Source organism: Streptomyces sp. TLI_171, assembly GCF_003610255.1.
Lineage (GTDB): Bacteria > Actinomycetota > Actinomycetes > Streptomycetales > Streptomycetaceae > Kitasatospora.
This window is the reverse complement of record NZ_RAPS01000001.1, coordinates 1,575,910-1,589,721: the sequence shown is the minus strand read 5'-3', so window position 1 is coordinate 1,589,721 and position 13,812 is coordinate 1,575,910. Positions and strand designations below refer to the sequence as shown.

The 13,812-nt window shown below is 73.6% G+C and carries 13 protein-coding genes and 1 pseudogene; 4 read left to right on the top strand and 10 right to left on the bottom strand.

Annotated features, from left to right (window positions below):
- Nucleotides 1–101 precede the first annotated feature (101 nt).
- A complete protein-coding gene (locus tag BX266_RS07320; protein ID WP_099898088.1) occupies nt 102–464 on the bottom strand; it encodes a helix-turn-helix transcriptional regulator in 363 nt (120 codons plus the stop codon).
- Between the two features lie 107 nt (nt 465–571).
- On the opposite strand from BX266_RS07320, the gene BX266_RS07315 reads away from it, so the two are divergent.
- Nucleotides 572–1,666: an NADH:flavin oxidoreductase/NADH oxidase gene (locus tag BX266_RS07315; RefSeq protein WP_099898087.1), complete on the top strand. Its 1,095-nt coding sequence runs from the start codon at nt 572–574 to the stop codon at nt 1,664–1,666.
- Between the two features lie 19 nt (nt 1,667–1,685).
- Here BX266_RS07315 and BX266_RS07310 read toward each other — a convergent pair.
- From BX266_RS07310 to BX266_RS07300, 3 genes and pseudogenes are all read right to left on the bottom strand, one after another.
- Nucleotides 1,686–2,674: pseudogene (locus BX266_RS07310) on the bottom strand (IS5 family transposase).
- A gap of 97 nt (nt 2,675–2,771) precedes the next feature.
- Nucleotides 2,772–3,239: a PPOX class F420-dependent oxidoreductase gene (locus BX266_RS07305; protein ID WP_099898085.1), complete on the bottom strand. Its 468-nt coding sequence runs from the start codon at nt 3,237–3,239 to the stop codon at nt 2,772–2,774.
- Between the two features lie 10 nt (nt 3,240–3,249).
- A complete protein-coding gene (locus BX266_RS07300; RefSeq protein WP_099898084.1) occupies nt 3,250–4,443 on the bottom strand; it encodes an MFS transporter in 1,194 nt (397 codons plus the stop codon).
- A gap of 54 nt (nt 4,444–4,497) precedes the next feature.
- Here BX266_RS07300 and BX266_RS07295 point away from each other — a divergent pair, with 54 nt between their 5' ends.
- A complete protein-coding gene (locus BX266_RS07295) occupies nt 4,498–5,271 on the top strand; it encodes a helix-turn-helix transcriptional regulator (RefSeq protein WP_099898083.1) in 774 nt (257 codons plus the stop codon).
- A gap of 26 nt (nt 5,272–5,297) precedes the next feature.
- On the opposite strand, the gene BX266_RS07290 is transcribed toward BX266_RS07295, so the two are convergent.
- Together BX266_RS07290 and BX266_RS07285 are read right to left on the bottom strand one after the other, a co-directional pair.
- On the bottom strand, nt 5,298–5,573 hold the full coding sequence (locus BX266_RS07290; protein WP_099898082.1) for a hypothetical protein: 276 nt from the start codon (nt 5,571–5,573) through the stop codon (nt 5,298–5,300).
- A 224-nt stretch (nt 5,574–5,797) separates the two neighbouring features.
- Nucleotides 5,798–6,496 (bottom strand): FadR/GntR family transcriptional regulator, encoded by a 699-nt coding sequence (locus BX266_RS07285; protein WP_099898081.1) that lies wholly within the window; start codon nt 6,494–6,496, stop codon nt 5,798–5,800.
- 124 nt (nt 6,497–6,620) lie between these two features.
- On the opposite strand from BX266_RS07285, the gene BX266_RS07280 reads away from it, so the two are divergent.
- Together BX266_RS07280 and BX266_RS07275 are read left to right on the top strand one after the other, a co-directional pair.
- A complete protein-coding gene (locus BX266_RS07280; protein ID WP_099898080.1) occupies nt 6,621–7,145 on the top strand; it encodes a gluconokinase in 525 nt (174 codons plus the stop codon).
- A 71-nt stretch (nt 7,146–7,216) separates the two neighbouring features.
- Entirely contained in the window at nt 7,217–8,617 is a 1,401-nt protein-coding gene (locus BX266_RS07275; protein ID WP_099898079.1) for a gluconate:H+ symporter, read from the top strand.
- Between the two features lie 70 nt (nt 8,618–8,687).
- On the opposite strand, the gene BX266_RS07270 is transcribed toward BX266_RS07275, so the two are convergent.
- The 4 genes from BX266_RS07270 to BX266_RS07255 all read right to left on the bottom strand — a co-directional run bounded on the left by BX266_RS07270 (nt 8,688) and on the right by BX266_RS07255 (nt 13,756).
- A complete protein-coding gene (locus BX266_RS07270; protein WP_099898078.1) occupies nt 8,688–10,271 on the bottom strand; it encodes a glycerol-3-phosphate dehydrogenase/oxidase in 1,584 nt (527 codons plus the stop codon).
- Between the two features lie 77 nt (nt 10,272–10,348).
- The gene (gene glpK, locus BX266_RS07265) at nt 10,349–11,878 is read right to left on the bottom strand and encodes a glycerol kinase GlpK (RefSeq protein WP_099898077.1); all 1,530 of its coding nucleotides are present in this window, start codon (nt 11,876–11,878) and stop codon (nt 10,349–10,351) included.
- Between the two features lie 243 nt (nt 11,879–12,121).
- Nucleotides 12,122–12,931: an IclR family transcriptional regulator gene (locus BX266_RS07260; protein WP_399169161.1), complete on the bottom strand. Its 810-nt coding sequence runs from the start codon at nt 12,929–12,931 to the stop codon at nt 12,122–12,124.
- Nucleotides 12,932–13,015: 84 nt separating this feature from the next.
- Nucleotides 13,016–13,756, bottom strand: coding sequence for a class I SAM-dependent methyltransferase (locus tag BX266_RS07255; protein WP_099898076.1), 741 nt, complete (start codon nt 13,754–13,756; stop codon nt 13,016–13,018).
- Nucleotides 13,757–13,812 lie beyond the last annotated feature (56 nt).

Genomic DNA, 13,812 nt, shown 5'->3' with positions numbered 1-13,812 from the left:
GGCATGACCGTGTCAGGAAAGATCGTCCGGGCGGCATGGGGCGTCGGATGCTGACGGGTCGTCAGCTGCCTTCCGGGGCGCCGTGCCCTGCGCGGGCTCGCTCAGTGGGCGGCGGGCGCGGGGGAGTTGGGGCAGGCCGGGGCGGCGGCCAGCACGGCCTCCAGCAGGCCGGGGAAGCGCTCGGCCAGATCGGCGGCGCGCAGGGTGTTCATCTTCGAGGTGCCGCGCCGGTGCTGGCGGATCAGTCCGGCCTCGCGCAGCACCCGGAAGTGGTGCGTCATCGTCGACTTGGTGACCGGGAGTTCGAACGCCAGGCAGTTCAGCTCGTCGCCGCCGGCCCCGGCCAGCTCCGAGACGATCCGCAGCCGGATCGGATCGGCCAGCGCATGCAGCACGCAGGCCAGCTGCAGCTCCGCGGCGGCGGGCTCGGGCAGCAGTCCCGGGCAGTCCTGGTCGATGGTCACGCCCCCATAGTACGAGAACTCTCGTAGTTTGACAGCTGTCGTAGTACGGTGGCTATCGTACGAAGCGCAGAGACCCGAGCCCGGACCACAGGAAGGACAAGGCAGCCGTGAGCGCCCTGTTCGAGCCCATCACCCTCCGTTCCCTGACCATCCCCAACCGGGTCTGGGTCAGCCCGATGTGCATGTACTCGGCCGCTGCCGAGGGCCCCGACACCGGCGCCGTCACCGACTTCCACCTCGCCCACCTCGGCTCCCGCGCCGCCGGCGGCGCCGGCCTGGTCATGGTCGAGGCCACCGGCGTCCGCCCCGACGGCCGGATCTCCCCGTGGGACCTCGGCCTGTGGAACGACCGCCAGCAGGAGCAGCTGGCCCGGGTCGCCGCCCTGATCACCCAGCACGGCGCCGTGCCCGCCATCCAGCTCGCCCACGCCGGGCGCAAGGCCTCGACCAACAAGCCCGGCGCCGGCGGCGGCCCGCTCCCCGTCGAGGAGGGCGGCTGGCCGGTCGTCGGCGCCTCCGCGCTGCCGTTCAACGAGGGCTACCCCGTGCCGGCCGAACTGACGGAAGCGCAGATCGCCGAACTGGTCGAGGACTTCGCCGCCGCCGCCCGCCGCGCCGCCGCAGCCGGCTTCCAGGTCGCCGAGGTGCACGGCGCCCACGGCTACCTGGTCCACCAGTTCCTCTCCCCGATCTCCAACCACCGCACCGACGGCTACGGCGGCGACTTCGCCGGGCGCAGCCGCCTCGCCCGCGAGATCGCCACCGCGGTGCGGGCCGTCTGGCCCGCCGACCTGCCGGTCTTCTTCCGGGTCTCCGCCACCGACTGGCGTCCCGACGAGCCCAGCTGGACCGCCGAGGAGGCCGTGCTGCTCGCCAAGGAGCTGCAGGCCGTCGGCGTCGACCTGATCGACGTCTCCACCGGCGGCAACGTCCCGCACGCGCAGATGACCATCGAGCCCGGCTACCAGGTGCCGTTCGCCGAGCAGATCCGCCGCGAGGCCGGCCTGCCGGTCAACGCGGTCGGCCTGATCACCGACGCCGAACAGGCCGAGCGGATCGTCGCCGACGGCCGCGCCGACGCGGTGATGCTCGGCCGCGAGCTGCTCCGCAACCCGTACTGGCCGCACCACGCCGCCCGCACCCTCGACGCCCCGCGCAGCTGGCCCGTCCAGTACGGCTACGCCGTCGAGCCGCGCCGCTAGGGAGCGTATTTGGTCGTGATCAAGGGGTGGTCCTGGTGAGGTCCTTGATCCAGATCATCGCGCCGCGAAGGTGGAGGCCGGCGAGGTAGCTCTCGGGCTTCTTGTCGAACCGGGTGGCGATGCCCCGCCAGGCCTTGAGCTTGTTGATCAGGCGCTCGACGGTGTTGCGGTCCTTGTAGAGCTCGGCGTCGTGGCTGATGGGGCGGCCGCCCTCGCTGCCCTTCTTCTTGCGGTTGGCAGCTTGGTCGGCTTTCTCCGGGATGACGGCCTTGATGTGGCGTTTACGCAGGCAGGCGCGGTTGCCGCGGGACGAGTAGGCCTTGTCCCCGGCGACCGCGTCGGGCCGGGTGCGCGGGCGGCCGAGCGGCCCGCGGACCCGGATCTTCTTCAGGACGGGGATGAACTGCGGGCTGTCGGCGGCCTGGCCCTCGGTCAGGACGAAGGCCAGCGGACGGCACTTGCGCTCGCCTGCGATGTGGACCTTGCTGGTCTGGCCGCCCCTGGACCGTCCGAGCAGGGCGGCCTTCAGGCGGAGCTTTCGCCTGCGTCGCACACGCCGCCGCTCGTCCGTGGCACCCTGCCCGCCTTGTCCCTCCGAGCTGCCCCCTTTTGCCGGGCCCTCTCAGCTTCCTCGGCGGCCTTCTCCAGGTCGGCGAGCGTGTCGGGGTCGAGGTGCATCCCGGCGGCGTCGTGGTGGGCCCGAACGGTCGTGGAGTCCACGCCGACCAGGGACAGGTCCACCTCGCCCCGCTTGGCCGCCTCCGCGATCGCGCCCTCCAGCAGAGCCTCGAACACCCCGGCGTCCCGCCACTGCCGGAAGCGGTTGTGGACCGTCGACCAGGCCCCGAACTCGCCCGGCACCTCCCGCCACTGGCCGCCTGTCCGGAACCGCCAGATCACGCCCTCGAACTGCCGACGCAACCGCTCGGGGTACGGGCCGTACTCACCGATCGGCAGGTACGGCTCGATGAACTCCCACTCAGCGTCCGTCAGTTGCACTCGCGTCACACAACACGATCTACCGGACCAGGGCCCACTACGAGGGCAGAACCTGCAAATTGATCACAACCAGATACGCGCCCTAGGGCGGTCCCGGACCGGGCCGCTACTGCTCCACCAGGCGGGCCGGGAAGCCGCCGGTCGCGATCGGGCCCCAGCGGCGCGGGGTGATCCGGATCAGCGACTTGTCCTGCCGGCGCATCGCCTCGCGGTACTCGGCCCAGTTCGGGTGCTCGCCGGCGATGTTCCGGTAGTACTCCACCAGCGGCTCCAGCGCCTCCGGCATGTCCAGCACCTCGGCCTCGCCGTCCACCTGCACCCACGGGCCGTTCCACTCGTCCGACAGCACCACCACGCTCACCGCGGCGTCGCGCCGGGCGTTGCGGGTCTTCGCCCGCTCCGGGTAGGTGGACAGGACGATTCGGCCGGAGTCGTCCACCCCGCAGGTCAACGGCGAGGCCTGCGGGGTGCCGTCGGCACGGCGGGTGATCAGCAGCGCGCGGTGGCGCGGGCGGACGAACTCCAGCAGTTCGGCCAGCTCCACCCGGGTATTGGTGGCGATCGAAGGGCTCATGCCCGCCAGCCTAGGCCCGCCCGGCCAGTTCGCGGAGCGACGCCGCGTCCTCGTCCTTCCAACGGCCCGGTTCGACCATGAACGCGCCGAGGGCGACGCCCAGCAGCGGGATCGCCGGGAGGAGGGCCAGGACGCCCTGCGGGCCGTGGTGCTGGGCGAGCAGGCCGAACAGCGGGGCGATCAGGCCGCCGACGCTGACGGCCAGGCCGAGGGTGACGCCGGCGGCGGTGCCGGGGCGGGTGGGCAGGTAGTCCTGGCCGAGCTTGACCAGGACGGCGAAGGGCAGGTTGAGCGTCGCCCCGGCCAGCACCGCGAACAGCAGCGGCGCCCACTGACCCGGTGTCACCCGCAGCAGCACCAGGGCCGGGACGGTGAGCGCGGTGCCCCACTGGGCGGTGCGCACCATGCCGATCCGGTCCGCGAGCCGGCCGCCGCCGAGGGTGCCGGCCACGCCGCCGAGCAGGAAGCAGGTGAGGGCGGCGCCCGCCAGCAGGTGGGAGGCGTGCAACTGGCGGAGCCAGTACAGCTCGATGAAGGTGCTGACGCCGAAGAAGACCACCGAGCGGACGATCTCGACGCCCGTCAGCACCATGAACGGACCCCACCGGTCCTTGCCGGTGCGCTTCGCCCCGCCGCCGGCGTGCGCGTACGTGCGGTGCCGGGCGCGGAACAGGAACGCCGCCATCAGCAGGGCCGGCAGCACGAACACCGCGGTCGCCCGCACGCCCCAGGCGGCCAGCAGCGGGGTGGCCAGGACGGGCGCCAGGAAGAAGCCGGCGCTGCCGCCCGCGGCGAAGACGCTCATCGCGCCGGCCGAGTCCCCGGCCGCCTCCCGGGCGGCCCGCCCGGCGGCGGGGTGGAAGGCCGCGACGCCGAGCCCGGAGAGCAGCACCAGCAGCCACACCTGCGCGTACCCGTCGGCGAGCCCGCTCAGGCCGACGCCGAGGCCGGCCAGCGCGAGCCCGGCGGCGGAGAGCCAGGGCAGCGGTCGGCGGTCCACCAGCAGCCCGACCAGCGGCTGCGGAATCGCGCTGCCGAGCGTCGCCGCCAGCGTCAACCCGCCCGCGGCGACGTACCCGTAGCCGCGCTCCAGCACGAAGTACGGGACCACCGCGGGCACCAGGCCCTGGTAGAGGTCGTCCACGGCGTGCGCCGTGCCCCACATCCGCATCCGGCGCCACACGCCGGCCGTCTCGATCGTCATGCGACCAGCCTGGCCGCCGCACTGCCGTGCGGGCTTCCGGTATTCTGCCAATCCATGTCGCCAACCCGCCAAGCCTCCGACGGGCACCCGGAGCCGGCGCACCTGAAGGAAGTCGCCCCGAGCCGCCGCCCGTTGGCGAACCGGGAGCGGATCGAGTGGCACTGGCACGAGGTCAACCAGCTGATCAGCCCGGGCCTGGGTGTGCTGCGGGTGAGCACGCCGCACGGGCAGTGGGTGGTGCCGCCGCACCGGGCGGTGTGGCTGCCGGCGGGTGTGCCGCACGCCCAGCAGGCACACGGGCCGAGCGAGTTGAGGTGTCTGGTGTTCCCGGCCGCGACGAATCCGCTGCGGCTGGCCGGGCCCGCCGTGCTGGCCGTCACCCCGCTGCTGCGCGAGATCATCGCGCACCTCACCGGGCCCGACGCCCCCACCGGGCGTCCGGCCCGCACGCTGGAGCAGGCCGCGCTGGACCAGCTCGCGCACGCCCCCGAACTCCCGCTCGGGCTCCCGCAGCCGGCGGACCCGCGGCTGCGGGAGGTGGCGGGGCTGCTGGCCGCCGATCCCGCCGACGAGCGTTCGCTGGCGGAGCTGGGCCGGGCCGTCGGCGCCGCCGAGCGCACCCTGAGCCGGCTGTTCCGCCGCGAACTCGGGCTGGGCTTTCCGCAGTGGCGCACCCAACTGCGGCTCCAGCACTCCCTGGTGCTGCTCGCCGAGGGCCGCTCCGTCACGGCGACCGCCGCCGCCTGCGGCTTCCGCTCGCCGAGCGCCTTCATCGAGGCGTTCCGGCACGCCTTCGGCACCACCCCGGGCCGCCACCAGCAGCCCTGACGCCCACGGGTGCCGGGCCGGGCCGGTCAGCGCCGCGAACCGTCCAGCGGCCCGGTCGAGTTGGGGGCGCGGCGGCGGGAGGCCGCGACCTGCCGGGAGACCGCCACGTCGATCAGGCACCAGGCGGTGAGGAACACGCCGAGCGCCATCAGCGCCAGTGCCGGGGTGAGGAGGTCGGTGTGCGCCCAGGAGGCGAACAGCGCGACGATCACCGTCACCACCGTGAACGCGAACGCCAGTCCGGCCCGGACGGCGGCGCCCCGCACCTCGTCCGGCAGTCGGCCGCGCCGACCAGCCGCCATCGCCAACCCCCTGTCGGTCCCTCGCCCGTGCCCAGCAGACCTGCCCCGACGGGCCGGGACCATGCCGGCACCCGGCCGAATCCAGCCATCGGCGGGCGTGTCGCGCCGACGTCCCGGAAGCCTCCGTCCAGGATCGTATTCCCGTACGCAAGCGGGCCATTCCGGCAGGGGAGCGGGTCGGTCCGGCGGAGCTGGCGGTCGGTCGGGAACGCGCGGGTCGGCGCTCAGTCGGGCAGGGTCGCGTCCAGCTCCTCCAGGGCGCCGAGCACGATGGTGCGCATCGCCCGCTCCGCGGCCTCCGGGTCGCCGGCGCAGATCGCCTCGGCCACCTCCCGGTGCAGCTGGACCGCGTACTCGCGCGGCCGGTGCGGCATCAGCCGGTGCTCGGTGCGGCCGGTGAGGACGGCGCCGACGGTGTCCTTGAGGTGCGCGAACATCTCGTTGCCGGACGCCCGGAGGATCGCGGCGTGGAAGGCGATGTCGTGCGCCAGGAAGGACTCCAGGTCGGCGGCGCGCGCGGTGACGGTCAGTTCGACGGCCAGGGCGCTGAGTTCGCGGCGGTCGTCGTCGCCGGCGTGGCGGGCGGCGAGCGCCGCCGCGGCGGGCTCCACCGCGACCCGCAGCGAGCCGAGCGAGCGAAGCTGCGCGGAGCGGCCCGCGCCGGCCAGCCGCCAGCGGATCACCAGCGGGTCGAACACGTCCCAGTCGCCCTGCGGGCGGACGGTGATGCCGACCCGGCGGCGCGGCTCGACCATCCGCATCGACTCCAGGATGCGCACCGCCTCCCGCACCACGGTGCGGGACACCCCGTGCTGCGCCTCCAGCTCCTCCGCGCGCAGGACCGTCCCCTCGGGGAGTTCGCCGGAGGCGATCGCCGGACCGAGGGCGGCAAGCAGGCGGCCGGGAAGGCCCTGGATCTCCATCCGCCCAGCCTATCCAGGCCCACCCCCATCTAAAAGTATGACGATTAAGTATCGACCACTTGAATAAGTCATACCTTTGAGTCAAGGTTGCCCACGCAAGCAGGCAAGGACAGGAGCACCACCCATGGCTCTCAGCGCCGAGAACCAGCAGCCGCCCGTCATCGTGGTGATGGGCGTCTCCGGAGTCGGGAAGACCACCGTCGCCCGACTGCTCGCGGACCGCCTCGGCCTCCCGTACGCGGAGGCCGACGACTTCCACCCCGCCGCGAACATCGCCAAGATGAGCGCCGGCGTCCCGCTCGACGACCAGGACCGGGAACCCTGGCTGCGCGCCCTCGGCACGTGGCTCGGCGACCGCTCCCGGGACGGCAGCGGGGGAGTCGTGACCTGCTCCGCCCTCAAGCGCCGCTACCGCGACGTGCTGCGCGCCGGCTGCCCGGACGCGTTCTTCGTCCACCTCAGCGGCAGCCACGACCTGGTCGGCGACCGCCTCGCGCACCGCACCGGCCACTTCATGCCGCCGTCCCTGCTGGACTCCCAGTACGCCACGCTCGAACCGCTCCAGGCGGACGAGCAGGGCACCGTGCTGGACGTCGGCGCCGACCCGGAGACCCTGGTCGACCGCGCCGTCTCCGCGCTGCCCCGCTGAGCGTCCGCCCGACACCGACTCGTCACACCCCGCCACCGGCCGCCCGACCGCCGGACGGTGACGGCCCGTCAATGGAGACCCCCGTGACCCCCACCCTGCTGGCCGCCGGCGCACCGGCGCTCCCCCACACGTCCAGCAACGGCCAACTGCTGCTCGCGGTGCTGCTCAGCATCGGCGCGATCGTCCTGCTGATCACCCGGTTCAAGCTGCACCCGTTCCTCGCGCTCACCCTCGGCTCCGGGCTGCTCGCCGCCGTCGCCGGCGCCCCGTTCGACAAGCTGCTCAGCAGCTTCTCCACCGGCTTCGGCTCGACCGTCGCCTCGGTCGGCCTGCTGATCGGGCTCGGCGCGATGCTCGGCAAGCTGCTCGCCGACTCCGGCGGCGCCAACATCATCGCCGACACCGTGCTGGCCAGGACCGGGCCGAAGCTGCTGCCCTGGGCGATGGCGCTGATCGCCGCCGTGCTCGGCCTGCCGCTGTTCTTCGAGGTCGGCGTCGTGCTGCTGATCCCGATCGTGCTGCTGGTCGCCCGGCGCGGCAACCTCCCGCTGATGCGGATCGGCATCCCCGCCCTGGCCGGTCTCTCCGTGCTGCACGGCCTGGTGCCCCCGCACCCGGGCCCGCTGGTCGCCGTCGACGCGCTGAAGGCCGACCTCGGCGTCACCCTCGCGCTCGGCCTGCTGATCGCGGTCCCCACCCTGATCGTGGCCGGCCCGCTGTTCTCCCGCCTCGCCCAGCGCTGGGTCGGCCCGCTGGAGATCCCCGCCGAGACCGCGCCCGTCGACACCATCAAGCGCGAGCGGACCCCGAAGTTCGGCGCCGTCCTGGCCACCATCCTGCTGCCCGTCGTGCTGATGCTCGGCAAGGCCCTCGCCGACGTGGTGGTCGACGACCCGAAGGCCGGCGTCCAACGGTTCTTCGACTTCATCGGCTCCCCGCTGATCGCGCTGCTCGCCGCGACCCTGCTCGGCATGCTGACCCTCGGCCGGGCGGCCGGCTTCGACAAGGGGAAGATCTCCGCGACGGTCGGCAACGCGCTCGGCCCGATCGCCGGCATCGTGTTCATCGTCGGCGCGGGCGGCGGCTTCAAGCAGACCCTGATCGACGTCGGCGTCGGTCAGGCGGTCAGCGAGTGGTCCGGCAAGTGGCACGTCTCCGCGCTGCTGCTCGGCTGGCTGATCGCCGTGCTGATCCGCCTCGCCACCGGCTCCGCGACGGTCGCCACCATCACCGCCGCCGGCATCGTCGCCCCGCTGGCGGCCGACATGTCCACCACCCACGCCGCCCTGCTGGTGCTCGCCATCGGCGCCGGCTCGCTGTTCCTGTCGCACGTCAACGACGCCGGGTTCTGGCTGGTGAAGGAGTACTTCGGGATGAGCGTCGGCCAGACCCTGAAGTCCTGGTCGGTGATGGAGACGATCATCTCGGTGGTCGCGATCGCCCTGATCCTCCCGCTCAGCCTGGTCATCTGACGGGCCACCACCCCGCAAGCCGCGACGCCCTCCGGATCCCCGCTTCTCTCCCGGAGGGCGTCGCCACGTCTCAGTGCCCGAGCAGCTCCGCGGTGCGCTTGCGCACCTCCTCGGTGTCCAGCCCGCGCACCGTCAGCGTGGTGCGCCGCCGCAGCACGTCGTCCACCGTGTACGCCCACTCCTGCTCGGCCGCGTACACCACCTGCGCCCACACGTCCGGCCCGTCCGGGTGCACCCGCTCGCCGAGCTCGGGGCGCTCCGCGATCAGGCGGGCGATCCCGAAGGACAGCGTGCCGTAGTGGGTGGCCAGGTTCCGGGCCACCAGCGGATCCATCCGGGCGCCCGGCTCACGGTCCATCAGCAGGCGGTGCGCGACGGCCTGCGGCGAGCCGATGCCCGGCAGCGGCACGGTCGGCGGGATCGGCGAGACGTCCTCCGCCAGGCCCACCCCCGGCGCGTGCTTGAGCTTCTCCAGGATGACCCGCCCGATGTGCCGGTAGGTGGTCCACTTGCCGCCGGCGACCGACAGCATCCCGGCCCGGCCCTCGGTCACCACCGTCTCCCGCTTCGCCGCCGCGGTCGCCCCCGGACCGCCCGGCAGCACCCGCAGGCCCGCGAACGCGTAGGTGATGTCCTCCCGCCGCAGGTGGTCCTCGCGCACCGCGTGCCCCGCCTCGTCCAGGATCTGGTCCACGTCCGCCTCCGTGGCCCGGACGTCCAGCGGGTCGCCGGTGTACTCCTCGTCGGTGGTGCCCAGCAGGACGTGGTCCTCCCACGGGATCGCGAACGACACCCGGTAGTGGTCGATCGGGATGGTCAGCGCGGCCCGCCACGGCGCCTGCCGGCGCAGCACCACGTGCGCGCCCTTCGACAGCCGGATCGACGGCGCCGCGCCCGCGTGCTCCATCCGCCGCAGGTGGTCCACCCACGGTCCGGTCGCGTTCAGCACCAGCCGGGCGTCCACCCCGAACTCGGCGCCGTCCAGCCGGTCCCGCACCTCCGCGCCCGTCACCCGGCCGCGGGTGAAGCGCAGACCCGTCACCTCGGCGTGGTTCAGCACCACCGCGCCCGCGTCCACCGCCGCCCGGACCGTCATCACGGCCATCCGCGCGTCGTTCATCTGGTGGTCGCCGTACACCGCGACCCGCCGCAGACCCTCGGTCCGCAGCCCCGGCACCGCGCGGGCCGCCGCCGCGGGCGAGACCACCCGGCCCAGGCCGTCGCGGAACGCCGACAGCGCCGAGTACAGGAACACACCCGCGCCGAGCTTCGGCGCGCTGTGCGGCCCGCCCTCGTAGACCGGGACGAAGAAGGTCAGCGGGTTGACCAGGTGCGGGGCCACGTCGGTGGCCAGCGCCCGGCGCTCCTTGTGGTTCTCCGCGACCAGCCTGACCGCGCCCGTCTGCAGGTAGCGCAGCCCGCCGTGGACCAGCTTCGACGAGGCCGAGGAGGTGGCGTTCGCGAAGTCCCCGGCGTCCACCATGGCGACCTTCAACCCCGCCTGCGCGGCCGTCCAGGCGGTCGCGGTGCCGAGGATGCCCCCGCCGATCACCAGCAGGTCGTAGCGGGCCCGGCCGAGCAGCTCGCGGGTGGCCGCGCGGGAGGCGACGCGGCCGGCGGCGCGCTCGGCGCCCAGGGTCGGGATGGTAGCCATGGTGTGTGCGGCGGGCCGGCTCTCGCGGCCGGTCCCGCGTCTCCTTCCGATCGGGGAGTGGTGGTTCTGTCGGACGGTCAGAGCTGCGCCTGCGCGTCCTGCTCGTCCTGCTCGATCCAGCCCATGGTGCGCTCCACGGCCTTCAGCCAGTTGCGGTGCTCGCGCTCGCGTGTCGCGGCGTCCATCCGCGGCGTCCACTCCGCGGCCCGGTGCCAGTTCGCCCGCAGCGTCGCCTCGTCGGGCCAGAACCCGACCGCCAGGCCCGCCGCGTACGCCGCGCCGAGCGCGGTCGTCTCGGCGACGTAGGGCCGCTCCACCGGCACGTCCAGCACGTCCGCGATGTTCTGCATCAGCAGGTTGTTGGAGGTCATGCCGCCGTCGACCTTCAGCGCCGTCAGGGTGACCCCGGAGTCCTTCTGCATCGCGTCCACCACCTCGCGGGTCTGCCAGGCGGTGGCCTCCAGCACCGCCCGCGCCAGGTGTCCCTTGGTGACGTACCTGGTCAGGCCGGCGATCACGCCGCGCGCGTCCGAGCGCCAGTACGGGGCGAACAGGCCGGAGAACGCCGGCACGAAGTACGCGCCGCCGTTGTCCTCGACGGTGCCCGCCAGGGTCTCGATCTCGGCCGCGGTGGAGATGATGCCGAGCTGGTCGCGCAGCCACTGCACCAGCGACCCGGTGACCGCGATCGAGCCCTCCAGGGCGTACACCGGCGGCCGGTCGCCGATCCGGTAGCCGACCGTGGTGAGCAGCCCGTGGTAGGAGTTGACGATCCGCTCGCCGGTGTTCAGCAGCAGGAACGTGCCGGTGCCGTACGTCGACTTGGCCTCGCCCTCGGTGAAGCAGGTCTGCCCGAACAGCGCCGCCTGCTGGTCGCCGAGCGCCGCCGCCACCGGCACGCCCGCCAGCTCGCCGACCGCCTCGCCGTACACCTCCGCGGAGGAGCGGATCTCCGGCAGCACGTTCAGCGGGACGCCCATCGACTCGGCGATCCGCGGGTCCCACTGCAGGGTGTGCAGGTTCATCAGCATGGTGCGGGAGGCGTTGGTGACGTCCGTGACGTGCCGGCCGCCGTTCACCCCGCCGGTCAGGTTCCAGATCACCCAGGTGTCCATGGTGCCGAACAGGATGTCGCCGGCCTCGGCGCGCTCGCGCAGGCCCTCGACGTTGTCCAGCAGCCAGCGGATCTTCGGTCCGGCGAAGTAGGAGGCCAGCGGCAGGCCGGTCTCCCGGCGGAACCGGTCCTGGCCGACGTTGCGGCCCAGCTCCCGGCAGAGCGCCTCGGTGCGGGTGTCCTGCCAGACGATCGCGTGGTGCACCGGCTCGCCGGTGTGCCGGTCCCACAGCACCGTGGTCTCGCGCTGGTTGGTGATGCCGACCGCCCGGATGTCCTCCCGGGTCAGGCCCGCCTTCGCCAGCGCGCCGCGCACCACCGAGCGCACCCGGGTCCAGATCTCCGCCGCGTCGTGCTCCACCCAGCCGGGCTGCGGGAAGATCTGCGAGTGCTCCTGCTGCTCGACGGCGACGATCCGCCCGTCCGCCCCGAACACGATGCACCGGCTGGACGTGGTGCCCTGGTCGATCGCGGCGATGTGGCTGGCAGTCAATTCGGTTCCTCGGCTCACGGCGGTTCACGGACGTCGACGGAGGGGGCTGACCATTCGTCAGTCCCCGTACGCGCGGGTCCGGCAAACCACGCGGACGGCGCGGCCCGCCCGGACCTTCCAGCCATCGTTCGACAATGTCGACCAATGGCTGGAAGCCAACCGCAGCCGGACGCCCGAGTCAAGGCGATGTGACGCAGCCCGCTCCGCCGTCCGCCGCGCGGCCCGCCCCGCTGTCCGGGGCGCTCAGAAGCGGTGCGCACCCAGGTCCCGGGAGATCGCCCGGGCCGCCGTCCGCACCGACGCCACCAGCGACGGCCGCACCGCGCCGCCCTCGCACACCGTCTCCACCGCGCCCGACACGCACACCGCGCCGACCGGGTTGCGCCGCCGGTCCTGGATCAGCGCCGCCACCGACGCCACTCCGTCCCAGGTCTCCTCCACCGCGTCCGCCCACCCGCGCTCCCGGACCAGCGCGCACTGCGCGTCCAGCGCCGCCGGCTCCGTCACCGTCCGCGCCGTGAACGGCTCCCACGGACCGTCGCCCAACTCGCCGCGCGCCACCGGGTCGTAGGCCACCAGCACCTTGCCCAGCGCGGTCGCGTGCAGCGGCTGCATCGAACCGACCTCCAGCACCTGCCGGGAGTCGTCCGGCCGGAACACGTGGTGCACCACCAGCACCCCGCGCTGGTGCAGCACGCCCAGGTAGACCGTCTCGCCGGCCGCCCGGGCCAGGTCGTCCGCCCACACCAGCGCCCGGGCCCGCAGCTCGTGCACGTCCAGGTAGCTCTGGCCCAGCCGCAGCAGCTCCGCACCCAGCTGGTACTTGCCGCTCTCCGGGTCCTGCTCGACGAACCCCTCCAGCTGCAGGGTGCGCAGGATCCCGTGCGCCGTCCCCTTCGCCAGCCCCAGCCCCGTCGCCACCTCGGACAGCCCGAGCCGCCGCTCCCCGCCCGCCAACAGGCGCAGGATCGCGGCCGCCCGCGACAGCGACTGGATCGCACCGGGCACCCGGCCCACCTCCACTGACCACCGGTCGGCGATGCCGACCACCATGCCGGACTCCCGACGTTCCTCCCGACAGACCGTACTACCCGCCGCCCCCGAACGGCCCGCCCGGCACCCCGCCCGCCGGCCCGGTCACGCCCGGCAGCGCAGCAGCACCAGCGGCGGGTTCGCCCTCAGGTCCGCCCAGTACTCCGCGCCGAACTCCCGCACCCCCTCCGCGGAGACCTCCAGCGGCACCCACTCGATGCCGGTGAACCCCGCCGCCCCCAGGGCCTTCTCGTACACCTCGCGCGAGGGCGGGTTCGCCTCGAACGAGATCGGCGGCTCCAGCAGCGCCGTCACCCGCACCCGCGGCCCGACCTCCGACGGCTCGCCCGCCCGCTCGCACCGGAACCCGTACTTGCCCAGCGGAGGCCCGTCGAACCGGAAGTCCGGGCTCTGCGCGAACACGACCAGCTCGCCACCGGCCACCAGACTGCGGTGGACTCCCCGGCAGATCCGCTCCACGGTCGCCACGTCCGGCGCGTAGTTGAACGCCTGCACCGCCACCGCCAGATCGAACGGCTCCTCGAACGGGGGCAGCTCGGCGACGTCCCCCACCTGGTACGCCACGCCCAGCGGCTGCCGCTCCTCGAACGCCCGCGCCGCGTCCACCATCGCCGAGGAGATGTCCACCCCCAGCACCCGCGACGCCCCCCGCCGCCGCAGCTCCCGGCTGTAGAACCCCGTCCCCGACGCCACGTCCAGCACCGACCGGCCGGCCACGTCCCCCACCAGGGCCAGCACCGCGGGCACCTCCCCGTAGCGTGCCAGCGGCAGCGTCTTGAACCCCTCGAACGCCTCACCGATACCGTCGTACACCTGACCGGCCATCAGCCCCACCCCTCCCGTTGCGGTCGCCTTCCGACCGGAAGTCTGCGGCCGAACGG

Bases quoted from the DNA above. Each gene is read 5' to 3' on its own strand.
- BX266_RS07305 (WP_099898085.1), bottom strand. From the start codon at position 3,239: ATGAGCCCTTCGATCGCCACCAATACCCGGGTGGAGCTGGCCGAACTG.
- BX266_RS07300 (WP_099898084.1), bottom strand. From the start codon at position 4,443: ATGACGATCGAGACGGCCGGCGTGTGGCGCCGGATGCGGATGTGGGGC.
- BX266_RS07295 (WP_099898083.1), top strand. From the start codon at position 4,498: ATGTCGCCAACCCGCCAAGCCTCCGACGGGCACCCGGAGCCGGCGCAC.
- BX266_RS07290 (WP_099898082.1), bottom strand. From the start codon at position 5,573: ATGGCGGCTGGTCGGCGCGGCCGACTGCCGGACGAGGTGCGGGGCGCC.
- BX266_RS07285 (WP_099898081.1), bottom strand. From the start codon at position 6,496: ATGGAGATCCAGGGCCTTCCCGGCCGCCTGCTTGCCGCCCTCGGTCCG.
- BX266_RS07280 (WP_099898080.1), top strand. From the start codon at position 6,621: ATGGCTCTCAGCGCCGAGAACCAGCAGCCGCCCGTCATCGTGGTGATG.
- BX266_RS07275 (WP_099898079.1), top strand. From the start codon at position 7,217: ATGGAGACCCCCGTGACCCCCACCCTGCTGGCCGCCGGCGCACCGGCG.
- BX266_RS07270 (WP_099898078.1), bottom strand. From the start codon at position 10,271: ATGGCTACCATCCCGACCCTGGGCGCCGAGCGCGCCGCCGGCCGCGTC.
- BX266_RS07260 (WP_399169161.1), bottom strand. From the start codon at position 12,931: ATGGTGGTCGGCATCGCCGACCGGTGGTCAGTGGAGGTGGGCCGGGTG.
- BX266_RS07255 (WP_099898076.1), bottom strand. From the start codon at position 13,756: ATGGCCGGTCAGGTGTACGACGGTATCGGTGAGGCGTTCGAGGGGTTC.